The organism is Kitasatospora sp. NPDC057965 (assembly GCF_042887135.1).
Taxonomy (GTDB): domain Bacteria; phylum Actinomycetota; class Actinomycetes; order Streptomycetales; family Streptomycetaceae; genus Kitasatospora.
Window position 1 is genome coordinate 265447 of the sequence record NZ_JBHVPZ010000008.1, and the last position, 23237, is coordinate 288683.

The 23237-nt window shown below is 72.4% G+C and carries 21 protein-coding genes and 1 riboswitch; of the genes, 3 read left to right on the top strand and 18 right to left on the bottom strand.

The window, feature by feature from the left end:
* Positions 1–15: 15 nt before the first annotated feature.
* The 8 genes from ACFVVU_RS13390 to sodN form a co-directional block, all read right to left on the bottom strand.
* Entirely contained in the window at positions 16–1125 is a 1110-nt protein-coding gene (locus tag ACFVVU_RS13390; RefSeq protein WP_387789806.1) for an RNA polymerase sigma factor SigF, read from the bottom strand.
* 164 nt (positions 1126–1289) lie between these two features.
* Positions 1290–1700, bottom strand: coding sequence for an anti-sigma regulatory factor (locus tag ACFVVU_RS13395; protein WP_380686298.1), 411 nt, complete (start codon positions 1698–1700; stop codon positions 1290–1292).
* Positions 1701–1978: 278 nt separating this feature from the next.
* Positions 1979–2455 carry a GNAT family N-acetyltransferase gene (locus tag ACFVVU_RS13400; protein WP_380686296.1) on the bottom strand — a complete coding sequence of 159 codons (477 nt, stop codon included), beginning with the start codon at positions 2453–2455 and terminating at the stop codon, positions 1979–1981.
* A gap of 9 nt (positions 2456–2464) precedes the next feature.
* The gene (locus ACFVVU_RS13405; RefSeq protein ID WP_380686294.1) at positions 2465–2848 is read right to left on the bottom strand and encodes a nuclear transport factor 2 family protein; all 384 of its coding nucleotides are present in this window, start codon (positions 2846–2848) and stop codon (positions 2465–2467) included.
* A 101-nt stretch (positions 2849–2949) separates the two neighbouring features.
* Complete coding sequence (locus ACFVVU_RS13410; RefSeq protein ID WP_380686292.1) at positions 2950–3948, bottom strand: ABC transporter substrate-binding protein; 999 nt, start codon at positions 3946–3948, stop codon at positions 2950–2952.
* Positions 3949–3990: 42 nt separating this feature from the next.
* Positions 3991–4809: an ABC transporter ATP-binding protein gene (locus tag ACFVVU_RS13415; RefSeq protein WP_387789809.1), complete on the bottom strand. Its 819-nt coding sequence runs from the start codon at positions 4807–4809 to the stop codon at positions 3991–3993.
* Positions 4806–5891: a FecCD family ABC transporter permease gene (locus tag ACFVVU_RS13420; RefSeq protein ID WP_387789811.1), complete on the bottom strand. Its 1086-nt coding sequence runs from the start codon at positions 5889–5891 to the stop codon at positions 4806–4808. Before ACFVVU_RS13420 ends, ACFVVU_RS13415 begins: the two co-directional genes overlap by 4 nt.
* A 116-nt stretch (positions 5892–6007) precedes the next feature.
* Positions 6008–6082, bottom strand: a riboswitch (cobalamin riboswitch).
* A 130-nt stretch (positions 6083–6212) separates the two neighbouring features.
* Positions 6213–6608 (bottom strand): superoxide dismutase, Ni, encoded by a 396-nt coding sequence (sodN, locus tag ACFVVU_RS13425; protein ID WP_355363948.1) that lies wholly within the window; start codon positions 6606–6608, stop codon positions 6213–6215.
* Positions 6609–6805: 197 nt separating this feature from the next.
* Between sodN and sodX the strand changes: the two genes are divergently transcribed.
* On the top strand, positions 6806–7264 hold the full coding sequence (gene sodX / locus ACFVVU_RS13430; protein WP_355363951.1) for a nickel-type superoxide dismutase maturation protease: 459 nt from the start codon (positions 6806–6808) through the stop codon (positions 7262–7264).
* A gap of 7 nt (positions 7265–7271) precedes the next feature.
* Here sodX and ACFVVU_RS13435 read toward each other — a convergent pair whose 3' ends face one another.
* From ACFVVU_RS13435 to ACFVVU_RS13455, 5 genes are all read right to left on the bottom strand, one after another.
* The gene (locus ACFVVU_RS13435) at positions 7272–7859 is read right to left on the bottom strand and encodes a CGNR zinc finger domain-containing protein (protein ID WP_380690233.1); all 588 of its coding nucleotides are present in this window, start codon (positions 7857–7859) and stop codon (positions 7272–7274) included.
* 122 nt (positions 7860–7981) lie between these two features.
* The gene (locus ACFVVU_RS13440; protein WP_380687333.1) at positions 7982–8782 is read right to left on the bottom strand and encodes an amino acid ABC transporter ATP-binding protein; all 801 of its coding nucleotides are present in this window, start codon (positions 8780–8782) and stop codon (positions 7982–7984) included.
* Positions 8779–9729, bottom strand: coding sequence for an amino acid ABC transporter permease (locus ACFVVU_RS13445; RefSeq protein WP_355363960.1), 951 nt, complete (start codon positions 9727–9729; stop codon positions 8779–8781). The genes ACFVVU_RS13440 and ACFVVU_RS13445 overlap by 4 nt, the downstream gene beginning before the upstream one ends.
* A 59-nt stretch (positions 9730–9788) precedes the next feature.
* Entirely contained in the window at positions 9789–10724 is a 936-nt protein-coding gene (locus ACFVVU_RS13450) for an ABC transporter substrate-binding protein (RefSeq protein ID WP_380687331.1), read from the bottom strand.
* A 390-nt stretch (positions 10725–11114) separates the two neighbouring features.
* Positions 11115–12041 (bottom strand): ABC transporter substrate-binding protein, encoded by a 927-nt coding sequence (locus ACFVVU_RS13455; protein WP_380687330.1) that lies wholly within the window; start codon positions 12039–12041, stop codon positions 11115–11117.
* A 617-nt stretch (positions 12042–12658) separates the two neighbouring features.
* Here ACFVVU_RS13455 and ACFVVU_RS13460 point away from each other — a divergent pair.
* Positions 12659–13855: an NADP-dependent malic enzyme gene (locus ACFVVU_RS13460; RefSeq protein WP_380687328.1), complete on the top strand. Its 1197-nt coding sequence runs from the start codon at positions 12659–12661 to the stop codon at positions 13853–13855.
* A 100-nt stretch (positions 13856–13955) separates the two neighbouring features.
* On the top strand, positions 13956–14918 hold the full coding sequence (locus ACFVVU_RS13465; protein ID WP_380687326.1) for a zinc-binding dehydrogenase: 963 nt from the start codon (positions 13956–13958) through the stop codon (positions 14916–14918).
* Between the two features lie 90 nt (positions 14919–15008).
* Here ACFVVU_RS13465 and ACFVVU_RS13470 read toward each other — a convergent pair whose 3' ends face one another.
* The 5 genes from ACFVVU_RS13470 to ACFVVU_RS13490 all read right to left on the bottom strand — a co-directional run.
* Positions 15009–16115 carry a PadR family transcriptional regulator gene (locus tag ACFVVU_RS13470; RefSeq protein ID WP_380714723.1) on the bottom strand — a complete coding sequence of 369 codons (1107 nt, stop codon included), beginning with the start codon at positions 16113–16115 and terminating at the stop codon, positions 15009–15011.
* A gap of 1 nt (position 16116) precedes the next feature.
* A complete protein-coding gene (locus ACFVVU_RS13475; protein ID WP_387789815.1) occupies positions 16117–17034 on the bottom strand; it encodes a DUF4097 domain-containing protein in 918 nt (305 codons plus the stop codon).
* A 218-nt stretch (positions 17035–17252) separates the two neighbouring features.
* A complete protein-coding gene (locus ACFVVU_RS13480) occupies positions 17253–17432 on the bottom strand; it encodes a DUF6104 family protein (RefSeq protein WP_030309148.1) in 180 nt (59 codons plus the stop codon).
* Positions 17433–17481: 49 nt separating this feature from the next.
* Positions 17482–19482, bottom strand: a complete 2001-nt coding sequence (locus tag ACFVVU_RS13485) for a serine/threonine-protein kinase (protein ID WP_387789817.1) — start codon at positions 19480–19482, stop codon at positions 17482–17484.
* 301 nt (positions 19483–19783) lie between these two features.
* On the bottom strand, positions 19784–23237 hold a 3454-nt coding region (locus ACFVVU_RS13490), incomplete at its 5' end, for a multifunctional oxoglutarate decarboxylase/oxoglutarate dehydrogenase thiamine pyrophosphate-binding subunit/dihydrolipoyllysine-residue succinyltransferase subunit (protein ID WP_387789819.1).

A 23237-nucleotide genomic window follows, 5' to 3' on the forward strand; every position in this document is an offset into this window, starting at 1 on the left:
GCCCGCCGGGGCGCCCTACTCCTCGACCAGGAGCTTCTCCCGCAGCTGCGCCAGGGTCCGGGCGAGCAGCCGGGAGACGTGCATCTGCGAGATGCCCACCTCGGCGGCGATCTGCGACTGCGTCATGTTCCGGAAGAACCGCAGCACCAGGATCTTCTGCTCGCGGGGCGGAAGTTGGGCGAGCAGCGGCTTGAGCGACTCGCGGTACTCGACGCCCTCCAGCGCCTCGTCGGTGGCGCCCAGGGTGTCCGCGACGGCCGGCGACTCGTCGTCGCTGTCCGGCACGTCCAGCGACAGCGTGGAGTACGCGTTGGCGGACTCCAGGCCCTCCAGGACGTCCTCCTCGGAGATCCCCAGGTGCTCGGCCAGCTCGTGCACCGTGGGGGAGCGGCCGTGCCGCTGGGAGAGTTCGCTGGTCGCCGTGGTCAGCGACAGTCGCAGCTCCTGGAGCCGGCGCGGCACCCGGACCGCCCAGCCCTTGTCCCGGAAGTGCCGCTTGATCTCCCCGACGATGGTCGGTGTCGCGTAGGTGGAGAACTCGACCCCGCGCTCGTGGTCGAACCGGTCCACCGACTTGATCAGCCCGATGGTGGCGACCTGGGTCAGGTCGTCCAGCGGCTCGCCCCGGTTGCGGAACCGCCGGGCCAGGTGCTCGACCAGCGGGATGTGCATCCGCACCAGCTGGTTGCGCAGCTCGACGCGCTCCGGGGAGCCCTCGGGCAGTGCGGAGAGCCGGACGAACAGGGCCCGGGCCGCCTCGCGGTCCGGCGCGCCGGTGCGCTGCGGGCCCTGGGCGGGCACCGCCGCGCGCAGGGTCCGCGCCGCCTCGGCGGTGCTCCCGGTGTTCTCGGTGGCGTCGTCGGCGCCCCCTTCGGCCGGCTCGGTGTCCAGGCCGTCGCCGTCCGGTCCGTCGTCCGGGCGGCCGGTGTCCGGGAGGTCCGCGGCCGGCGGCACGGGCGGGGGCGACTGATCGGGCGACGGCTGCGGCGTCGGCTCGGTCGGCTGGCTCATCCGGTGGGCGTCCTTCGGGTGCGCTTCGTCGTTGGCGGCGAGGCCGGGAACGCTCGCCTGGGTCGGTACGGCAGGGCCCGCCGTCGCGAGGCCGGTACGGTCCAGATCACTCACGGCCATTCCCCCGTTCCGTTCCGGGAGCACCGGGACCGCCGGCCCCGGTTCGTCTCGTTGGTCGTACCGCCGGGTGGGGGCGGTACCGGGAGCCGTCCGTCCGGCCCGGTGGTGCCGGGCGGACGGCCCTTGTTCGGTGCTGCTGCCGCGCTGCCGCGGCGGACCTAGTGGGCGGTGGTGCCGCCGCGCTTCTTGTGCAGGCTGATCGACACGGTCCTGTCCTCGGCGACCGCCGATTCGACCTCGCCGGCGAGCGCGGAGAGCACCGTCCAGGCGAAGGTGTCCCGCTCGGGCGCCCGGCCGTCGGTGGTGGGTGCCGAGACGATCACCTTCAGGGAGTCGCCGACCAGTCGGAACTCGCAGGAGAGGACCGAGCCGGGGACGGCCTGCTGGAGGAGGATGGCGCAGGCCTCGTCGACCGCGATGCGCAGGTCCTCGATCTCGTCCAGCGTGAAGTCCAGCCGGGCCGCGAGGCCGGCCGTGGCCGTCCGCAGGACCGAGAGGTAGGCCCCGGCCGCGGGCAGCCGGACCTCCACGAAGTCCTGGACTCCGGGCTCGCCGTCGATCTGGGACACCCTCACCTCCTGGGTGACGCGCTGTGCTTCCGGGCCGGTGGCCGCGGCACTGTCTGTTGCTTGGCTCAACTGCTTCGCCCCAACTGTCCAGAGGGGTGGTGCGGTACGTTCCGGTCATACCCCTCAGGGGGCGGCCGGACGCCGCCGTCCGCCCGAGACGTTACCGCGTTCCTGCCCCGGTGCGGGAGTCACTCATGGTAAGGCATCGCGACACAGGGTGGCAGTGGTTCGGACGCCGTCCCCGTACGCCTCCGGCGCGCGCCGTCCGCGCGCCGGTCTCAGCGGGTGCCGGCGGCGGTGAGCGCGTCCCCGGTCAGGCGGTAGACGGTCCAGCCGTCCATCGGCACGGCGCCGAGCGACTTGTAGAAGTTGATCGAGGGGGTGTTCCAGTCCAGCACCGACCACTCCATCCGGGAGTAGCCGCGCTCGACGGCGATCCGGGCCAGCTCCAGCAGCAGCGCCTTGCCGTGGCCGCCGCCGCGGGAGGTCGGGCGGACGTACAGGTCCTCCAGGTAGACCCCGTGGGTGCCGCGCCAGGTCGAGTAGTTGAGGAACCAGAGCGCGAAGCCGACCGGCTCGCCGGTGGTGTCGTCCTCGGCGATCAGGCCGAACAGCGCGGGGTCGGTGCCGAACAGCGCGCCGTGCAGCTGCTCCTCGGTGGCGACCGCCTCGTGGGCGGCCTTCTCGTACTCCGCGAGCTCGCGGATCATGGCGTGGATGACGGGGACGTCGGAGGGGAGGGCGGTGCGGATCATGTTCCGAGCCTACTGGGCGGGTTCGTTCTCGTCCCAGACCTGGACGGAGGTCTGGTCGGCGATCCGGCCGTCGCGAAGCTCGGCGGTGGAGCTGACCAGCACCCGGACCCCGTCCGGGTAGCGGCAGGACTCCAGGAAGGCGAGGCGGTCCTCCTGGACCACCACCTGTTCCAGGGTGTGGCTCATCTCGCGGGCGTAGAGGTCGTCCAGCATCGCGCCGATCTCGTCCCGCCCGTGCATCACCAGCGGGTGGCTGGGCTGGGTCTTGCGGTCGACCACGCGCAGTTCGGCGTCGTCCGCGTAGAGCGCCAGCAGGGCCCCGGCGTCGGCGCGTTCGATGCCCTCGCGCAGGGCCCGGACGTCGAAGGCGGACGGTGCGGCCATGGTGGTCATGTTCTCGCTCCTCCGGTCGGTTCCGTCGGCTCGTACTGTTGAGCGTACGCCCGTCGGAACCGGCCGGAGGCGGCGCGGACGGCGGTGCGGACGGCCCCGGCTCAGCGGGCCGGGACGGTCCGCAGGTACTCCGCCAGGGCGGTGATCGCGGCGGGGTTGCGCGGGCTCTCGACCAGGTCGACGTAGTCGAGCACGAAGATCCGGTCGTTGCGGACGGCCGAGACGCCGGCCAGCGGCGGGAAGGACTTCAGGAACTTGCGCTTGGCCTCGGCGTCCGGGGTGCCGTAGTTGTTGATCACGATCACCTCGGGGTCGCGCCGGACCACGCTCTCCCAGCCCACCGTGGTCCAGGAGTCGGCGACGTCGTCCATCACGTTGCGGCCGCCGGCCTTGGCGATGATCTCCTGCGGGGCGGCGAACCGGCCCGAGGTGTACGGCTTGTCCTCGCCGCTGTCGTACAGGAAGACGTCGGGGCGGTGCGCGGGCTCGGGGACGGCGGCGATCCGCGCCTTGAAGTCGGCGACCAGCCGGTCGGCCCGGTCCCGGACGTCGAAGATCTCGCCCAGGTTGACGAGGTCGGTGTACAGCGCGTCGAGCGGGCCCATCACCCCGCGCTCGGTGCCCTTGCCGCTGCGGCAGGACTCGGTGAGCACGTAGGAGCCGATGCCCAGGCCGGACAGCGTCTGCGGGGTGAAGCCCTTCCCCTCGTCGAAGCCGTAGTGCCAGCCGGCGAAGACCAGGTCGGCCCCGGCCTCCAGGACGGTCTCCTTGGTGATCTGGTCCTTGGAGAGCCACTTGGCCCGCTGGTAGCCGTCCTTCCAGGCGACCTTGTCGACCTGGCCCTTGTCGTCCGGCATCACGTAGCCGGCCATCCGGTCCTCCAGGCCGAGTGCGAACATCAGCTCGGTGATGCCGACGTCGTTGGTCACCGTGCGGGCCGGCTTCTCCTTGAAGGTGAGCCCGGTGCCGCAGTTGTCGACGGTCACCGGGTAGTGGGCGGAGGCGGCGGTGGCGCCGTCGCCGCTCGGGGCGATCTCGGCGCCGCAGCCGGTGAGCACGAGGGCGAGCAGGGCGGCGGAGGCAACGGCCTTGGTGCGCATGGGGATCCTCGGTAGGACGGGTCGGGGAGGGGCGGGGAGCGGTCAGGGCAGGCGGTCGAGGAGCAGCTGGACGGCGCCGGTGACCGGGTGCCGCACGGGCGTCGCGCGGACCTTGAACACCTCGGCCAGCAGGCCGGGTTCGAGCACCTCGGCGGGCGGCCCGGAGGCGACGATCCGGCCGTCCACGACCACGTACAGCAGGTCGCAGTGCCCGGCGGCCAGATTGAGGTCGTGCAGCGCGGTGAGCACCGTCGGGCCGGCCTCGCGGACCAGCGCCAGCACCTCCAGCTGGTGGGCGATGTCCAGGTGGTTGGTGGGCTCGTCGAGGACCAGCACCCGGGGCTCCTGGACCAGCGCGCGGGCGATCAGCACCCGCTGCTTCTCGCCGCCGGACAGGCTCAGGAAGCCCCGGGCGGCCAGGTGGGCGGCGCCGACCCGGCGCAGTGCCCCGGCGCAGCGGTCCTCGTCGCCGCCGGACGGCCCGGCCAGGGCGCCGCGCCGGTGCGGCAGCCGGCCCATGCCGACCACCTCGGCCACGGTGAAGTCGAACTCGGCGGAGTGCTCCTGCGGCAGCGCCGCCACCCGCCGGGCGGCCTCGCGCGGGGCCAGCGCGTGCAGGTCGTCCCCGCCCAGCAGGACGGCGCCGGCGGCGGGCTTCAACGCCCGGTAGACGCAGCGCAGCAGGGTGGACTTGCCGCTGCCGTTGGGGCCGATCAGGCCGACCACCTGGCCGGCGGCGGCGGTCAGCGTGACGTCGTGGACCAGCCGGACGCCGGCCAGCTCGACCGAGACCCGGTCGACGGCGAGGTCCAGGGCGGCGGGGTCGGTGGCGGCGTCGGTGGCGGGGGTGGCGGTGCTCATCGGCCACCGCCGAAGGAGTAGCCGCGGCGGCGCATCAGCAGCAGGAAGCACGGCACCCCGACGGCCGCGGTGACCACGCCGACCGGCAGCTCGGCGGGCGCCAGCAGGGTGCGGGAGACGATGTCCACCCAGACGAGCAGCAGCGCCCCGGCGAGCGGCGCGATCAGCAGCACCAGGCGGTGGCCCGCGCCGACCAGCATCCGGGTCAGGTGCGGGATCATCAGCCCGACGAAGCCGATCGCCCCGCTGACCGCGACCACGGTGCCGGTGACGGCCGCGGTGACCACGAACAGCTCGCGGCGCAGCCGGTCCGGGTCCACGCCGAGCGAGGCGGCCGTCTCGTCGCCCATCGCCAGCGCGTCCAACCGCCCGGCGGCGCAGGCCAGATAGGCCAGCCCGGCCAGCACGGTGACGGCGGCGATCGGCACCGAGCCCCAGGTGGCTCCGCCGAGGCTGCCGAGCAGCCACATCATGGCGGAGCGGGCGGCCTCGCCGCGGGCGGCGGCGAAGACCATCAGCGCCGTCACCGCGGAGAAGCCGTAGGACATCGCGGTGCCGGTGAGCACCAGCCGCAGCGGGGTGAGCCCGTGGGCGCTACGGGCCGTCAGGTAGACCAGCACCATGGCGAGCAGGGCGGCGGCGAAGGCGGAGACGGAGATCGCACAGACGCCGAGCGAGGCGAAGGCGCCCAGCATCAGCACGGCGTTGGCGCCGACCGAGGCGCCGGAGGAGATGCCGAGCACGAACGGGTCGGCGAGCGCGTTGCGGACCATCGCCTGGACGGCGACCCCGGTGGCGGCGAGTCCGGCGCCGACCACGGCGGCCAGCACGGCGCGCGGCAGCCGGATCTCCCAGACGATCGCGTAGGCGGCGGCCTCGTCGGCCTCCAGCCGGCCGCCCGTCAGCCCGGCCCGCAGCAGCCGCAGGACCTGGCCCCAGCCGAGTCCGGAGGAGCCCACGGCGACCGCGCAGACCAGCGAGAGCAGCAGTGCCACGGCGAGGACGGCGGCCAGCGGGACCGCGGGTGTTCGGCGCGGACCCGGTGGGGCGGCGGTGGCCGGTGCGGTCGCGGTGCTGCTCACGTGGGTGCGCCTTGCGTCCGGCCGCGGACGGCGCGGGGCGGCGCGCCCGGGCGCGGGTGTGCCGGGGCGCCATCCCCTCGCAGTCCACGGCGAGTTGTCGGGAGGTCGGCGTCCTCGGGCGATCGGGCTCACGGGCACGGGGCACCGTTTACCGTTGCGGGTCAGCGCCGGATTCGCACCGGCTTCCCCCTCTGGACGCCCTGGCAGCATAACAAGCGCTCAGGGTAGGCAACCCTTACCGGTGCAGTGAGGCCGTTCACAACGCGCGACCGCCCCCGTCCGGGGTGCGGACGGGGGCGGTCGGAGACGGCGCGGGCGGGATCAGCCCTGCTTGGTCTCCCAGAAGATCTTGTCGACCTCGGCGATGAGGTCGAGCAGCGCCTGGCCGGTGGCCGGGTCGGTGGACGCCTTGGCGGCCGAGGCGGCCTTCAGGGTGTCGTTGATCAGCTGGTGCAGCTGCGGGTACTTCTCGAAGTGCGGGGCCTTGAAGTAGTCGCTCCACAGCACCGAGATGTGGTGCTTGACGGTCTCGGCGCGCTGCTCCTTGATGATGATGGCGCGGGCGCGGAAGTGCGGGTCCTCGTTGGCCTGGTACTTCTCCTGGGTGGCCTTGACGGACTCGGCCTCGATGCGGGCCTGAGCCGGGTCGTAGACGCCGCAGGGCAGGTCGCAGTGGGCGTGGGCGGTGGCGCGCGGTGCAAACAGACGAGAGAGCATGGGGAGTCCTTCCTTAGATCGTCTTCCCGGGCCCGAGATTACCCTTCGGCCCCTGTGGTTTCTCGGTCGGGCGGCGGGCCTAGGGCAAAAGACGGAGCCGGAACCGGGTGAATCCGGACATCGGCGGGTGACGGTCCGTGCGGCAGACTGGTGTGCGACAGCGGGACTCGGCGGGACGCCGGCCGGGAGGAGGAGTCGTGGCACGGAGCGCGGAACCGGAGGACGGACCCCCGGCGGGCGGCGCGCCGTTCGGGCTGATCGACGTGGCGGGGGACTCGATGGTGCCGACCCTGCGTGACGGCGATCAGCTGCTGGTGCGGTACGGCGCACGGATCCGGCCCGGCGCGGTGGTGGTCTTCCGCCACCCGTTCCAGCAGAACCTGCTGGTGGTCAAGCGGGCCGACGGCCGGCGGCCCAAGGGCTGGTGGCTGCTCTCCGACAACCGGCCGGTGGACAGCGACAGCCGCAGCTACGGCGCGGTGCCGGACGAACTGGTGCTCGGCCGGGTGCTGTTGCGGCTGCGCCCGCGCCCGGCCTGGCTGGCCCCCGGCCGCCGGCTGGAGCGGCTGCTGCTCTCCGGCCCGCTGGCGCGGATCCCCGGGCTGGCCCGCCGCCTCGGTGTCTGGGTCCGCCCGGAGGAGCTGCCCGGCTCCTGAAGCGGCCCTAGGACGCGTCGGCAGCCGCCGCGGCGGCCTCCAGGCGCTTGCGGGCGCGGTAGGCGGCGACGTTGGCGCGGGTCGCGCAGCGGTCCGAGCAGTACCGGCGGGACCGGTTGGTGGAGGTGTCCAGGTAGGCGTTGCGGCAGGGCGCGGCCTGGCAGATGCCGAGCCGGTCGGCGCCCAGCCCGGTCAGGTGGACGGCCAGGCCCATGCAGGCGACGGCGCTGAAGTGTGCCGTGGCGGTGGGGGAGTTGTCGGCGAGGTGCAGGTGCCAGCGGGGCCGGCCGGCCTCGTCCAGGTAGTCGTGCCCGGAGACCAGCGGGCTGACCGGGAACTCCATCAGCAGGCTGTTCAGCAGGTCGACGCTGCGGATCTCCTCGCCCTCGGCGGCGGCCTCGAAGACCCCGCGCAGCCGGGTGCGGACGGCCCGCAGCCGGGGCAGGTCGGACTCGTCGGCGAGGTCGCGGGCCCGGGCGGCGTCGGAGAACAGCCCGCGCACCGCGTCCACCGAGGTCAGCGAGTCGGTGCCGCGCTCGGGCTCCTCGGTGTTCACCAGCCGGACGGCCAGATCGGCGTACGAGGCGAGCTCCACGGTGGTCCTTCCACAGGGCGGTAACGGGCTGATTGCCTCCAGCCTATTACCTGAAGGGGGAAAGCGGGAAAGCGGCGGCGCCCGGCAGGACCTGCCGGCCGGGCGCCGCGGGGGCGGTGCGCTCAGAGCACCTTGGAGAGGAAGGCGCGGGTGCGCTCGTGCTTCGGGTCGGTGAGCACCTCGCGGGGGTTGCCGGACTCGACGACCACGCCGCCGTCCATGAAGACCAGCGCGTCGCCGACCTCGCGGGCGAAGCCCATCTCATGGGTGACCACGATCATGGTCATCCCCTCGTCGGCGAGCCCGCGCATGACGTCGAGCACCTCGCCGACCAGCTCGGGGTCGAGCGCCGAGGTCGGCTCGTCGAAGAGCATCAGCTTGGGTTTCATGGCGAGCGCCCGCGCTATGGCCACCCGCTGCTGCTGGCCGCCGGAGAGCTGGGACGGGTAGTTCCCGGCCTTGGCGGCCAGGCCGACCCGCTCCAGCAGGGCCATGGCGTTCTCCCGCGCCGCGGCCTTGGACTCGCGCTTGACCTGGACCGGCGCCTCCATGACGTTCTCCACCGCGGTCATGTGCGGGAAGAGGTTGAAGCGCTGGAACACCATGCCGATGTCCCGCCGCTTGAGCGCGACCTCGCGGTCCTTGAGCTCGTAGAGCTTGTCGCCGCGCTGCCGGTAGCCGACCAGCTCGCCGTCCACCCAGAGGCGGCCGCCGTTGATCTTCTCCAGGTGGTTGATGCAGCGCAGGAAGGTCGACTTGCCGGAGCCGGACGGGCCGACCAGGCAGAACACCTCGTTCTGCCGGACCTCCAGGTCGATGCCCTTGAGCACCTCGACCTGGCCGTAGGACTTGTGGACGCCCTCGGCCTTCACCATGGGGGTGCCGGCGGCGGCGCCGGCGGGGGTCTTGGTCAGGTCGGTCATACGTGGCCGCCTCCCTCGAGTCCGGGGACCACGTCGTTCTTGGCCTTCGGGGCGGGCCGGCCGCCGAACAGCAGCCGCAGCCGCTGGAGCGGGGTGGGCGGCAGGGTCCGGTTCGCACCACGAGCGTAGTGCCGCTCGATGTAGTACTGCCCCACCGTGAGGATCGAGGTCATGATCAGGTAGTAGATGCTGACCGCGACCAGCACCGGGATGGTCTGGAAGGTCCGCGAGTAGATGTCGTGGCCGGCGGTGAACAGCTCGGACAGCGAGATGACCTGGACCAGCGAGGTGGTCTTCAGCATCGAGATGGTCTCGTTGCCGGTCGGCGGGATGATGACCCGCATCGCCTGCGGGAGCACGATCCGGCGCAGCGCGGCCGCGCGGCTCATGCCCAGCGCGTGGGCGGCCTCGGTCTGGCCCTCGTCCACCGACTGGATGCCGCCGCGGACGATCTCCGCCATGTACGCCGCCTCGTTGAGGCCGAGGCCGAGCAGGGCGGCGGTGAAGGTGGGGATCAGGGTGTTGGTCGACTCGGACCAGAACTCCGGCCCGAACGGGATGCCGAGGGAGAGCCTCGGCCACAGGGCGCCCAGGAAGTTCCAGAACACCAGCTGCACCAGGACGGGGGTGCCGCGGAAGATCCAGATGTAGAACCAGGCCGTCCCCGACAGCAGCGGGTTCGGCGAGAGCCGCATGATCGCGAGGAGCACGCCGCCGGCCACGCCCATCAGCATGGACAGGACGGTCAGCTCCAGGGTCACGCCGATGCCGTGCAGGATCTGCTCGTTCTGCAGCGTGTCCGTGACGACGTCCCACTGGAACGCGGGGTTGAAGATCAGGGCGTGGAGCAGCATCGCCGCGAGAACGGCGATGACGGCGGCTCCGGCCCAGCGTCCGGGGTGGCGCACCGGGACGGCCTTGATGGTCTCAGGCCGTCCCGATTTCACCGCCCCCTGCTCGGAAGAATTCACCTTGGGGCCTCAGGGGGGTGTGGTGGTGCGCGGAATCAGCTCTTGGCGGCGTTGATCTCGGACTTGGAGATCGCGCCGGCCTCGACGCCCCACTTGGCGAGGATCTGCTTGTAGGTGCCGTCGGCGATCAGCGACTGGACGGCGCCCTGGACGGCCGCGCCGAGCGGCGAGCCCTTGTCGACGACGACGCCGTAGGGCGCGCTGTCGTAGGTGTCGCCGAGCTTCTCCAGCTGGCCGTTGGTCTGCTTGATCGCGTAGTCGACGACCGGGGAGTCGGCCATCATCACCTGGTCGCGGCCGGAGACCAGCGCGGTGGTCACGTCGGTCTGCAGGGTGAACTTGTCGCCGTCGTTCGGGATGGCCGGCTTGCCCGCCTTGCCGCACTCCGGGTTGCGGACGTCGGTGATCTCCTGGGCCTGGGTGGTGCCGGTCTGGACGGCGACCTTCTTGCCGCAGAGGTCCTTCGGGTCGATCTTGTCCGGATTGCCCTTCTTGACCGCGACGGCGCTGCCGGCGGTGAAGTAGCTGACCATGTCGACGGTCTGCTCGCGCTCCTTGGTGTCGGTGAAGGAGCTCATGCCGAGCTGGTACTTCTTCGCGGTGATGCCCGGGATGATCGAGGTGAAGTCGGCGTTCTGCACGTCGACGGCCAGGCCGAGCTTCTTGGCGATCGCGTCGGCCAGGTCGACGTCGAGGCCGACGATGTTGCCCTTGTCGTCCTTGAACTCGTTGGGCGCGTAGGAGGCGTCGGCGGCGACGACGAGCTTGCCCGAACTCTTGAGGTCGGCCGGGACCAGCGGGGCGAGCGCCGGGTCGGCGGTCACCGCGGCGACGCTGGCGCTCGGATTGGCGCCCGCGCCACCGCTGTTGGAGGAGGACTTGCTGCTGCCGCAGGCGGTCAGCACGAGCGACGCGGACGCGAGCACCGCCGCGGTGGCGAGGAGACGGGTGCGCTGGGTGCGGACGATCATGGGGGATCTCCTCCTGAGGGAGAGGTCGGGCGGGGGCGCCGCGGGGGAGCGGCGTACCGGGGCAGCAAAGGCCGTACGGCGCTGTACGGGTGGGGCTGGGAGAACTGCGCTGGGGTGGTTCCAGGTACTGCGTCTCCGCCACCGTCCGCCGAGGTGGGCGTCGATCGGGCCGCCTCGACCAGTGGCCGGCTCGATCCGAGATGGGGGGAATCCTGCCATCTGATGACGGTCGGGTGGCCCTGATTCAGATCAAAATCGGATAACGGGGGGCCATGCCGTCCGCTATTCGGACGAATTCCGTGTCCCTGTCACTCCGTGCATAAGTATGCAGACCACCTCGTAGTCCCCCGCGTGACGGGCCGGGCCCCGCCGGTGCCCGGCCCGGACCGCTCAGATGCCCCCGTTGACCACCGCGTTCTGGGCCGCGCCCGCGGCGACGTCCCACTTGGCGAGGATCTTGTCGTACTCACCGCTGCGGATCAGCTGGTCGACCGCCTTCGCCAGCACGTCGCGCAGTTGGGCGTCCTCCTTGCGCAGCGCGATCCCGTACGGGTTGGACCGGGACTGCGAGCCGGTCACCACCTCCAGGCGGTTGCCGCCGTCGGTGGTCCTCGCCGCGTACGCCGCCACCGGGAAGTCGTTCAGGCCCGCGTGCGCGGTGCCGGCGGCCACCTCGGCCAGCGCCTTGGGGTCGGTGTCGAACTTGTGCACGGTGAGCGGCTTGCCGGTCCGGGTGCAGGCGGTGGTCTGGCGGGCGAGGATCTCCTCCTGGGTGGTGCCGGACTGCACCGCGACGGTCTTGCCGCAGAGGTCGTCCAGGGTGCGGATGCCCTTCGGGTTGCCCTTGGCGACCACCATCGAGGTGCCGGCGATGAAGTAGTCGACGAAGTCCACCGGCTGGCCGGCCGGCTTGCCGGCCTCGTCCACGCCCTCACGGCGCTGGCGGATGTCGCTGAGCGCGGACATCACCACGTCGAACTGCTTGGCGTGGAGATCCGGCAGGAGTTTGTCGAAGGGCGTGTCGACGTACTCGATCCGCAGGTCCAGGATCCGGCCGAGTGCCGCCGCGATGTCCGGATCCAGACCGTCCGGCTTGCCGTCGGCGCCCCGGAACTCCACCGGCGGGTAGTTGACGTCCATCCCGATCCGCAGCACCTTCGCCGACTGCTGTGCCTTCGGCAGCTTCGCCCTGATCTCCTGGACCGGGTCCTTGGCCGCCGTCTCCTCCCCTCCGCAGCCGCTCAGCAGCAGTGCTCCGGCGGTGGCGAGGGCGAGCGCGGTGACGGCCGGGCGGCGGGAGTGGGCACGCTGGTGCATCGGTTGCTCCTGTGGGAGGGAGGGGACGGCGCCGCGGCGTCGCGGAGGTGTACGCGAGATGGCGGAAGAACGGATCCTCCCATCCCGGCCTGCCGGGCCCGGCGCCGGGTGTGTCAGAATTCGGTACCGGGTGACCCCCGACGCTCGAACCAGACCGCCGGGCCGCAACAGGCTCGGGGTGCGCAGGAACGGAAGTCCAGGACGACGACTCCGTATCCGAGGCACCGGCCTCCCCTCCGCGTCTGCGTTCACTCCTGCGGGTGTGCGTGCTGCGTCCGCCATTGCCGCGCCGGGGCCCGGTTCTCACGCGCCTGGTACTGCCAGGTGGCTGTGAGGCGTATGACAACCATGTGACTTGGACGAAAAGGCATGGGTGCGATGCCCTCGTCCGACCTACGCTCGGCCCGGAAGCACAGCGCGGACCAACGCAGACAAATCCATAAACCCTCATCCGAGGGCGCTCGTCCGACGGCGGCGCCCCGACCCAGCCTTTCCCGGGGGCGCTTCGGCGTTCCCGGGTTCCGGTTACCGGCCACCGGTCGCCGGAAGCCGGAACCGGCCGGGTCGTCCGCTCCGTCGGCGGGTGTCCTCGCTCGATCAATGACGAAGAGGTCATCGTGGCAGCGGAGATCATCCACAGCAGTACCCAGGACACCGACGATCCGGTCGACGCCGTGTTCGCGCTCCACCGTGGCGGCAAGATGGAGGTCCGGGCGACCGTCCCGGTGCGCGACGCGGACGACCTGTCCCTCGCCTACACCCCCGGTGTCGCCCGCGTCTGCACGGCCATCGCCGAGCAGCCCGAGCTCGTGAACGACTACACCTGGAAGTCCAACACGGTGGCCGTGGTCACCGACGGCACCGCCGTGCTGGGCCTGGGCGACATCGGCCCGGAGGCCTCGCTGCCCGTCATGGAGGGCAAGGCGATCCTGTTCAAGCAGTTCGGCGGCGTGGACGCGGTCCCGATCGCGCTGGCCTGCACCGAGGTCGACGAGATCGTCGAGACCGTGGTCCGGCTGGCCCCCTCCTTCGGCGGCGTCAACCTGGAGGACATCTCCGCCCCGCGCTGCTTCGAGATCGAGCGCCGGCTCCAGGAGGCCCTGGACATCCCGGTCTTCCACGACGACCAGCACGGCACCGCCATCGTCACCACCGCCGCGCTCTGGAACGCCGCCAAGGTGACCGGCCGGGAGCTCGGCTCGCTGCGGGCCGTCATCTCCGGCGCCGGCGCGGCCGGCATCGCCATCGCCAAGATGCTGCTCGCCGCCGGCATCGGCGACGTGGCCGTCTGCGACCGCAAGGGCGTGGTGCACCAGGGCCGCGAGGACCTCACCGACGTCAAGGCGGAGATCGCCGGGCTGACCAACCGCACCGGCCTCAAGGGCACCCTGGCCGACGCGATGGCCGGCGCCGACGTCTTCATCGGCGTCTCCGGCGGCACCGTGCCGGAGCCGGTCGTCGCGACCATGGCCGAGGGCGCGTTCGTCTTCGCCATGGCCAACCCCACCCCGGAGATCCACCCCGAGGTCGCGCACAAGTACGCGGCCGTGGTGGCCACCGGGCGCAGCGACTTCCCGAACCAGATCAACAACGTGCTGGCCTTCCCGGGCATCTTCGCGGGCGCGCTGCAGGTCCGGGCCACCCGGATCACCGAGGGCATGAAGCTGGCCGCCGCCAAGGCGCTGGCGGGCGTCGTGGCCGACGAGCTGACGCCGCAGAAGGTCATCCCCTCGCCGTTCGACGAGCGGGTCGCGCCGGCCGTCAGCAAGGCCGTCGCCGAGGCCGCCCGCGCGGAGGGCGTCGCGCGCCGGTAGTCGGCGGGAGAGCGTCAGGAACACCCCGCCCGGGCCCGGGACACGCGTCACAGCTTCGCGTTGTTCCGGGCCCGGGGCCGTTCTGGCTATCGTCCGGGGCATGTTTGCCGCCTACGCCGCACGAATCGACGCCGACGACCCGCTGAGCGGGCTGGAGCTCGGCGAGCGCCCCGAACCGCAGGCCCGCCCCGGGTGGAGCGTGGTCACGGTCAGGGCCGCCAGCCTGAACCACCACGACCTCTGGTCCCTGCGCGGGGTCGGCCTGCCCGCCGGGAAGCTGCCGATGATCCTCGGCTGCGACGCCGCCGGTGTCGACGAGCACGGCAACGAGGTGGTGCTGCACTCGGTGATCGGCCAGAGCGGGCACGGGGTCGGGCCGGACGAGCCCCGCTCGATCCTCACCGAGCGCTACCAGGGCACCTTCGCCCAGCAGGTGGCGGTCCCCACCTGGAACCTGCTGCCCAAGCCCGCCGCGCTCTCCTTCGAGGAGGCCGCCTGCCTGCCCACCGCCTGGCTGACGGCCTATCGGATGCTGTTCACCAACGCCGGGGTGAAGCCCGGTGACACCGTCCTGGTGCAGGGCGCCGGCGGCGGGGTGTCCACCGCGCTGGTGGTCCTCGGCCGGGCGGCGGGCCTGCGGGTCTGGGTCACCGGCCGGGACGAGGCCAAGCGGGCCCGGGCGGTGGAGCTGGGCGCCGACGCGGCCTTCCCGAGCGGGGCCCGGCTGCCCGAGCGGGTGGACGCGGTGCTGGAGACGGTCGGCGCGGCCACCTGGTCGCACTCGGTGAAGTCGCTGCGCCCGGGCGGCACGATCGTCATCTCCGGCGCCACCTCGGGGCCCAACCCGGCGGCGGCCGAGCTGAACCGGATCTTCTTCCTGGAGCTGAAGGTGGTCGGCTCGACCATGGGCACCAAGGAGGAGCTGGCCGGGCTGCTCTCGTTCTGCGCCACCACCGGCGTCCGCCCGGTGATCGACTCGGTGCTGCCGCTGGCCGGGGCGCCGGAGGCCTTCGCCCGGATGGCCGGGGGCGACGTCTTCGGCAAGATCGTCCTCACCCCCTGACCATCTGACCGTCTGATGCCCTGACCACCTGATGTCCTGACAGGCCGGCGCCCGGCACCCAAGCGGGGTGCCGGGCGCCCGGGCTCCGGTTCAGCCGAGCAGGCGCTTCAACCGCTCGCCGGCCTCGCCGAGCAGACCGCGGGCCTCGGCGAGGCCGTCGGGCGTCACCCCGCCGTCCCGGGCCGCGTCGCGGACCTGGTCGCGGAAGCGGTCGAGCAGCCGCTCCAGCTCCCGGGCCGGGTCGCCGGACGGGTCGGTGGCGGTCCACGGCGGCAGATCGGCCGGGGCCGCACCGGCCGGCTCGTCCTTGTCCAGGTCGATCCGGGTGACGGTGATCCGCTCGGTGCCGGGCGCACCGGCCGGGGGCCGCGCCGTCCCGGCGTTCTCGTCCTTCTCGGCCCGCTCGTCCGACGGGTGGCCCCAGCGGGCCGCGTCGGCCAGCCCGGCCAGCCCCTTGGTCAGCTCGGAGAGCCCCTCGGCCAGCCCGGTCGGCCAGTCGCCGCGCGTCGCGTGCTCGCGCACCTGCTGCTCGACCCGGCGCTTGATCCGCAGCGCCTCCTGCTGGGCCGCCGTCCGCGCCGCCCGGGACTGCTCGCGCAGCCGACGGGCCTCCTCCTCGGCCGCCTTGGCCTTGGCCTTGGCGGCCTTCTCCTGCTCCTTGGCCCGCTTGGCCTGCTCCCGGGCCTGCCGCTTGAACTCGGCGAACTCCTCCTTGGCGCGCTGCCAGGCCGCCTGCTCGCCCCACGGTCCGGCCCACGGGCTGCCGGCACCCCCGTCACCGTCCGCCGCCTCCGGCCGCGGGGCGTTCTTCCGGGCCTGCTCGGCGTCGCTCCAGAGCTGCTCGCGCAGGTCCTGGGCGCTGTTCCGGACGTCCTCGCGGATCGCCCCGGCCAGCTGGGCCACCGAGTCGCGGATCTCGACCTCCAGCTCGTCGAGCTCGCCCTGCCGGGCGGCGAGTTCGGTGCGGCCCGCGTCGGTGAGCCGGTAGACCTTGCGGCCGCCCTCGGTGCTGTGCGCGACCAGGCCCTCCTGCTCCAGCTTGGCCAGCCGCGGGTAGACGGTGCCGGCGGAGGGCGCGTACAGGCCCTGGAAGCGCTCCTCCAGCAGGCGGATCACCTCGTAGCCGTGGCGCGGGGCCTCGTCGAGCAGCTTCAGCAGGTAGAGCCGGAGCCGGCCGTGGCCGAAGACGGGGGTCATGTCAGGACTCCTTGGTGAGGTCGGGGCCGGTGGACGGACCCTCCGCGGTGGGCAGCTCCCGGACGACCACCTGGGCGTCGTCGTCGGCGTCCGGCCGCTGCAGCACGGTGACCGCGCCGGAGACGGTGGTGACCGAGAGGCTGCCCCTGCCGTCGCCGAGTTGGCCGGAGAGGCGCTTGGTGCCCCAGCTGCCGCCGACCTTGAGCTCGTCGAAGCTGGAGGAGAGGTCGCCGCTGGTGGTGCCGGCCTCGACCTTGGTGTCGGCCGGCGAGGGGAGCCGGACGCCGACCGCGCCGCTGACCGTCTTGACCTTGATCTCGGTCGGGGTGACGCCGGCCAGGTCCAGGGTGACCGCGCCGGTGACGGCGTTGGCGGACACCTTCTCGGCGGTGCCGGCCACCACGGTGAGCCGGCCGGAGACGGTGTTCAGTTGCAGCCGGCCGGACACCGACTGGGCGTCCACGTCGCCGGTGACGGTCTTGGCGTCGGTCTGCCCGGCCAGGCCGACCAGGGTGACGTCCGCGTTGGCGGTCTGCGTCGAGACGTGCCCGGTGAAACCGGAGACCGTCGTCGCGGCGGAGACGGTGCCGACCTTGACCTCGGTGCCGGCCGGCACGGTCAGGGTGACGGCGGCGATCCGCTTGTGCTTGAAGGAGGAGAAGAAGCCCTTCACCGAGTCGACCGACTTCAGGACGTCGCCGAACTCGTTCCAGCTGCTGAGGTCCTTGTAGGTGACCGTGAGGACGCCGTCGACCAGGGTGACGTGCAGCGGCTCGCCCGTGAGCTCGGTGACCTCCAGCCGGGCGGGACCGTCGGCGGCGACCACGTTGACCGTGCCGTCGACCGTGCGCACCTGCAGGGTCCGGACCGTCTCCTCGATGGTGATCCTGTCGGGTCCTTCGACCGTCCACTGGCTCATCTCTGCCGCCTCCCGTTCGGAACTCGCGATGTATCGCGTTGTCTCTCCTGAAGACGATATATCGCGTGACGGCGAAGTCAAGGGCGTCCCACCCCGAGGCCGACCCGGAGCGGACCCGGACGTCGGCCCCTACGGGGAGCCCCGTGGTGGGCATGCGAAGGGGCCCGGAGGCGGTTGCCTCCGGGCCCCGGACGACGGCCGTTCACCGGGTCAGCGGATCACTCGTCGTCCTCGTCGTCGAGCCGCGCCAGCCAGGTGGCCAGCCGCTCGACCGGGACCTCGAAGTCCGGGTTGAGGTCGACGAACTCGCGTAGGCGCTCGGCCAGCCACTCGAAGGTGACCTCCTCGTCGCCGCGCCGGCTCTCCAGTTCCTCGATGCCGCGGTCGGTGAAGTACACGGTTCGCTCCGGTCCGATGGGGATTCGACCTGGTCAGGATAGAACGCGGTCAGCCGTCGTTGCGGTAGTAGGTGAGGGAGCAGGTGGCCGCACCGTCGCTGTCGCCGAGCTTGACGACCTTCAGCACGACGATCGAGCCCGAGGCCCGCTGGCGGACGCAGAACTGGCGGTCCACCGGCAGGTTGTCGAACTTGAAGTTGGCGGCCGGCTCGCGGTCGATGCCGGCGGCGCAGGACTCCGGCGTGAGCGGGCCGTTGTCCTTGGCGACGTAGGCGTCGCTCTTCTCGCTCAGCCGGAACTCGGCGCCGAGGGTGCCGACCTTCCAGTCCGCCGTGCCGGCGGGCACGACCTTGCCGTTCTTGAGGTCGAACTCGTAGTTGGCGCTCGGCGGGATGGACAGCACCTGGTCCGTGTAGACCTCCACGTACTTCGCGGGGCGGGTCGCGGAGGCGGTCGGCGAAGCGGCCGACGCGGACTTCGAGGGGGAGGCGGTGGCGGTCGGGGCCGGGTCGCCGCCCGACGCGGGCGGAGTGCTCGCGGCCGGGGTGGTGGCGGCGGGCGCGCTGGCCGGCGGGGCGGCGGGCTGGGTGCTCTTCGGGGTGTCGGCGGCGGTGTTCTGCCTGTCGTCGCTCTTCCCGCCGAGCTTGGACATCAGCACCACGCCGCCGGCCGTGCCGCCGAGCGCCATCACCAGGGCGACGGTCAGCAGCACCTTCCAGGAGACGCCGCCCTTGCGGGCCGGTTCCGGTGAGGGGGTGTCGGTGACCACCGGCCCGGGCGGCGGGGTGTCGTAGGACGGCGGCTCCGGGCGCAGCTGGACGGTCGGCGGGGCGCCGAGCAGTGGGCCGGCCGGGGCCTCGGTGGGCACCTGGGCGGCGCCGTACGCGCCGAGCGGCGGCGGCACGAAGCCGGGCGGCGGGGTGTCCGGCCGGGCGGGGCCGTAGCCGGGCGGCGGCGGACCGAAGGACGGCGCGGTGGGCGCGGCCACCGGCGCGGCCGGGGGAGCCGTCGGAGGAGCCGTCGGAGGAGCTGTCGGAGGAGCCGTCGGAGGGGCCGCCGGGGGAGCGGGCGGCGCGGCGGGCGCGGCCGGCAGCGGGGTGGGCGGGGTCTTCGGCAGGTCCGAGCGGCGGGTGATCTCGGTGTTGACCTGCTTGGGCAGCCAGTCGTCGGAGAACCGCAGCTGGCCGCCGACGCTGGGGTGGTTGCGGGCGACGTCGATGATCTCGGCGGGCCGGGGCCGGTCCTCGGGGGACTTCGCCAGGCAGCGCAGGATCAGCTCGCGCAGTCCGGCCGGGACGGCGTCCAGGTCGGGCTGCTCGTGCACCACCCGGTAGAGCACGGCGGTGTCCGGGCCGTCGCCGAACGGCGGGGCGCCGCCGGCCACGTACGCGGCCAGCGCGCCGAGCGCGAACACGTCGGTGGCCGGGGTGACCGGGCTGCCCTGGGCCTGCTCGGGCGACATGAAGGCGGGCGAGCCGATCCGGTAGCCGGTGCCGGTGAGCGCGGTGGCGTCGGCGGCCCGGGCGATGCCGAAGTCGATCACCCGCGGGCCGTCGCCGGCCACCAGCACATTGGCCGGCTTGAGGTCGCGGTGGACCACCTCGACGCTGTGGATCGCCTGCAGGGCCTCGGCGATGCCGCCCATCAGCAGCAGCACGGTGCGCACCGGCAGCGCGCCGTTCTCCCGCACCACCTGCTGCAGGGACGGGCCGGGGACGTAGGCGGTGACCAGCCACGGGGCGTCGCCGTCCAGGCCGCCGGAGTCGATCACCTGGGCGGTGTAGAGGCCGTGGATCCGCTGGGCGTTGGAGACCTCCTGGGCGAACCGGCGGCGGAACTCGCCGTCCTCGGCGAACTCCGGGCGGACCACCTTGAGCGCCACCGGCCGGCCGCCCGGCGTGTACGAGAGGTAGACCCGGCCCATGCCGCCGGCCCCGAGCCGGGCGAACAGCCGGTAGCCGCCGACCTCCCGGGGGTCGTCCGGGAGCAGCGGTTGGAAGACCGGCGGGAGCGGCGCGGCGGCGGCGTCCCGTGGCGTTTCGGCGGTCATGCGGTTGATCCCCCTGGGAGAGCGGTGAGGTCCACCGACCGCCGGGAAGGGGCGCGGCGACGGGCTTGCCCGGGCGGCGGTCTGGCGAGGCATAACCTATCGACCCGTCAGGAAGCCGCGCAGGTCGGTGCCGCATTGGTTGCAGAGCTGGGACCTTCGCACACAGCCGGTGCACATCGGCCCGTGCACCTCGGCCGGTCCCGGCCCGGAAACGGCGGCGGCCCCCCGTTCCCCTGGAGTCCAGGGGAACGGGGGGCCGTACTGCCGGGGGCCTCGCCACCGGCCGGTCGCAACCGGCGGGTCAGAGCGAGAAGACCTCCTCGATCAGCGCCTGCTGCTCGGCACCGTGCCGCTTGGCCGAGCCGACCGCCGGGGCCGAGGAGGCCGGGCGGGCGACGCGGCGCAGCCGGGCGCCGTTGGCGCTGCGGCCGATGACGACCTGCAGGTGGTCGACCAGGTTCATGGCGATGAACGGCCAGGCACCCTGGTTGGCCGGCTCCTCCTGGGCCCAGACGAACTGGACGTCGTCGCCGTAGCGGGCCAGCTCCTCCTGGAGCTCGGCCACCGGCAGCGGGTAGAGCCGCTCGACCCGGACGATCGCGGTGTCGGTGACGCCGCGCTCGGTGCGGGCCGCCTCCAGGTCGTAGTAGAACTTGCCGGCGGTGATGACCACCTTGCGGACCTGTGCCGGGTCGACGGTGCTGTCGCCGATGACCGGGCGGAAGGAGCCGGACAGGAACTCCTCGGTGGCGCTCGCCGCGGCCTTCAGACGCAGCATCGACTTCGGGGTGAAGACGACCAGCGGCTTGTGGTGCGGGTTGTGCGCCTGCCAGCGGAGCAGGTGGAAGTAGTTCGACGGCAGGGTCGGCATGGCGACCGTCATGTTGTTCTGGGCGCACAGCTGGAGGAAGCGCTCCGGGCGGGCGGACGAGTGGTCCGGCCCCTGGCCCTCGTAGCCGTGCGGCAGCAGCAGGGTGACGCCCGAGTGCTGGCCCCACTTCTGCTCGGCGGAGGCGATGTACTCGTCCACCACGCTCTGCGCGCCGTTGACGAAGTCGCCGAACTGCGCCTCCCACATGACCAGCGCGTTCGGGCGGGTCAGCGAGTAGCCGTACTCGAAGCCCATCGCCGCGTACTCGGACAGCAGGCTGTCGTACACGGTGTAGCGGGCCTGGTCCTCGGTGAGGTACTGCAGCGGGGTGTAGTCCTCGCCGGTGGTCCGGTCGATCAGGACGGCGTGCCGCTGGCCGAAGGTGCCGCGGCGGCTGTCCTGGCCGGCCAGGCGGACCGGGTGGCCCTCCATGAGCAGCGAGCCGATGGCGAGGGTCTCGCCCATCGCCCAGTCGATGGTGTTGTCCTCGACCGAGCCGGCGCGGCGCTGCAGCTGCGGCAGCAGACGCGGGTGGACGGTCAGCCAGTCCGGCAGGTTGACCTGCGAGGCGGCGATCCGCTTGACCATCTCCTGGGAGATGCCGGTCTGGATGTTGACCGGGAAGTCGGCGACCGGCTTGCCACCGGTGGCGGCGGCCGGGGCCTGGGCGGCGTCGCGGACCTCGGCGAAGACCTTCTCCAGCTGGCCCTGGAAGTCCTGGAGCGCCTGCTCCGCCTCTTCCATGGTGATGTCGCCGCGACCGATCAGGCCCTCGGTGTACAGCTTGCGCACCGAGCGCTTCTTGTCGATCAGGTCGTACATCAGCGGCTGGGTGAACGACGGGTTGTCGGCCTCGTTGTGACCGCGGCGGCGGTAGCAGATGAGGTCGATCACCACGTCCTTGTGGAACTCCTGGCGGAACTCGAAGGCGAGCCGCGCGACGCGGACCACGGCCTCCGGGTCGTCGCCGTTCACGTGGAAGATCGGGGCCTCGATCATGCGGGCCACGTCGGTGCAGTACATCGAGGAACGGCTGGAGGCCGGGGCGGCGGTGAAGCCGACCTGGTTGTTCACCACGACGTGCACGGTGCCGCCGGTGCGGTAGCCGCGCAGCTGCGACATGTTCAGGGTCTCCGCGACGACGCCCTGGCCGGCGAAGGCCGCGTCGCCGTGGATCTGGATCGGCAGCACCGGGAAGGTGGTGCCGCCCTGGTCCAGGATGTCCTGCTTGGCGCGGGCGATGCCCTCGACGACCGGGTCCACGGCCTCCAGGTGGGAGGGGTTCGCGGCGAGCGAGACCTTGATGGTCTCGCCGTCCAGGCCGGTGAAGGTGCCCTCGGAGCCGAGGTGGTACTTCACGTCGCCGGAGCCGTGCATGGACTTCGGGTCGAGGTTGCCCTCGAACTCGCCGAAGATCTTGCCGTACGGCTTGCCGACGATGTTGGCCAGCACGTTGAGGCGGCCGCGGTGGGCCATGCCGATGACGGCCTCGTCGAGGCGGTGCTCGGCGGCGGCGTCGATGGTGGCGTCGAGCAGCGGGATGAGCGACTCGCCGCCCTCCAGCGAGAAGCGCTTCTGGCCGACGTACTTGGTCTGCAGGAAGGTCTCGAAGGCCTCGGCGGAGTTCAGCCGGCGCAGGATGCGCAGCTGCTCCTCGCGCTCGGGCTTGGTGTACGGCTTCTCCAGGCGGTCCTGCAGCCACTTGCGCTGCGTCGGGTCCTGGATGTGCATGTACTCGATGCCGACGGTGCGGCAGTAGGTGTTGCGCAGCAGGCCGAGGATGTCGCGGAGCTTCATCATCCGCTGGCCGCCGAAGCCGCCGACCGCGAACTCGCGCTCCAGGTCCCACAGGGTGAGGCCGTGGGTGGTGACGTCCAGGTCGGGGTGCTTGCGCTGCTTGTACTCCAGCGGGTCGGTGTCGGCCATGAGGTGGCCGCGGACCCGGTAGGAGTGGATCAGCTCGATGACGCGGGCGGTCTTGTTGACCTCGTCGTCGTGGGTGGTGGCGACGTCGGTGGCCCAGCGGACCGGCTCGTACGGGATCCGCAGCGACTCGAAGATCTCGTCGTAGAAGCCGTTCTGGCCAAGCAGCAGCTGGTGGATCGTGCGCAGGAACTCGCCGGACGCCGCGCCCTGGATGACGCGGTGGTCGTAGGTCGAGGTCAGCGTCATGATCTTGGAGACGCCGAGGCGGGCCAGGGTCTCCGGGGCGGAGCCCTGGAACTCGGCCGGGTACTCCATGGCGCCGACGCCGACGATGGTGCCCTGGTTCTGCATGAGGCGCGGCACGGAGTGCACGGTGCCGATGCCGCCGGGGTTGGTCAGCGAGACCGTGACGCCGGTGAAGTCGTCCATGGTCAGCTTGTTGGCGCGGGCCCGGCGGACGATGTCCTCGTAGGCCTGCCAGAAGCCGAAGAAGTCGAGGGTCTCGGCCTTCTTGATGGCCGCGACGACGAGCTGGCGGTCGCCGTTCGGCTTGACCAGGTCGATGGCCAGGCCGAGGTTCACGTGCTCGGGCTTGACCAGGTAGGACTTGCCGTCCTCCACCTTGTAGCTGTGGTTCATGCCCGGCGAGGCCTTGACGGCCTGGACCAGGGCGTAGCCGATCAGGTGGGTGAAGGAGACCTTGCCGCCGCGGGCGCGCTGCAGGTGGTTGTTGATGACGATGCGGTTGTCGATCAACAGCTTGGCCGGAACGGCGCGCACCGAGGTCGCGGTCGGCACCTCCAGCGAGGCGTCCATGTTGGTCGCGACGGCCTTGGCCGGGCCGCGCAGCTGCACCAGCTCGGGGCCGGTGGCCTCGGCGGCGGTCGGCCGGGTGCCGGGGGTGGGCTGCGGCGGTGCGGACTCCTGTGGCGCGGAGGCCGCGGCGGTGGGGGCCACG

Coding starts and splice junctions, on each gene's coding strand:
- ACFVVU_RS13400 (WP_380686296.1), bottom strand. CDS start 2,455: ATGATCCGCACCGCCCTCCCCTCCGACGTCCCCGTCATCCACGCCATG.
- ACFVVU_RS13405 (WP_380686294.1), bottom strand. CDS start 2,848: ATGACCACCATGGCCGCACCGTCCGCCTTCGACGTCCGGGCCCTGCGC.
- ACFVVU_RS13410 (WP_380686292.1), bottom strand. CDS start 3,948: ATGCGCACCAAGGCCGTTGCCTCCGCCGCCCTGCTCGCCCTCGTGCTC.
- ACFVVU_RS13415 (WP_387789809.1), bottom strand. CDS start 4,809: ATGAGCACCGCCACCCCCGCCACCGACGCCGCCACCGACCCCGCCGCC.
- sodN (WP_355363948.1), bottom strand. CDS start 6,608: ATGCTCTCTCGTCTGTTTGCACCGCGCGCCACCGCCCACGCCCACTGC.
- ACFVVU_RS13440 (WP_380687333.1), bottom strand. CDS start 8,782: ATGACCGACCTGACCAAGACCCCCGCCGGCGCCGCCGCCGGCACCCCC.
- ACFVVU_RS13450 (WP_380687331.1), bottom strand. CDS start 10,724: ATGATCGTCCGCACCCAGCGCACCCGTCTCCTCGCCACCGCGGCGGTG.
- ACFVVU_RS13455 (WP_380687330.1), bottom strand. CDS start 12,041: ATGCACCAGCGTGCCCACTCCCGCCGCCCGGCCGTCACCGCGCTCGCC.
- ACFVVU_RS13465 (WP_380687326.1), top strand. CDS start 13,956: ATGTTTGCCGCCTACGCCGCACGAATCGACGCCGACGACCCGCTGAGC.
- ACFVVU_RS13470 (WP_380714723.1), bottom strand. CDS start 16,115: ATGACCCCCGTCTTCGGCCACGGCCGGCTCCGGCTCTACCTGCTGAAG.
- ACFVVU_RS13475 (WP_387789815.1), bottom strand. CDS start 17,034: ATGAGCCAGTGGACGGTCGAAGGACCCGACAGGATCACCATCGAGGAG.
- ACFVVU_RS13485 (WP_387789817.1), bottom strand. CDS start 19,482: ATGACCGCCGAAACGCCACGGGACGCCGCCGCCGCGCCGCTCCCGCCG.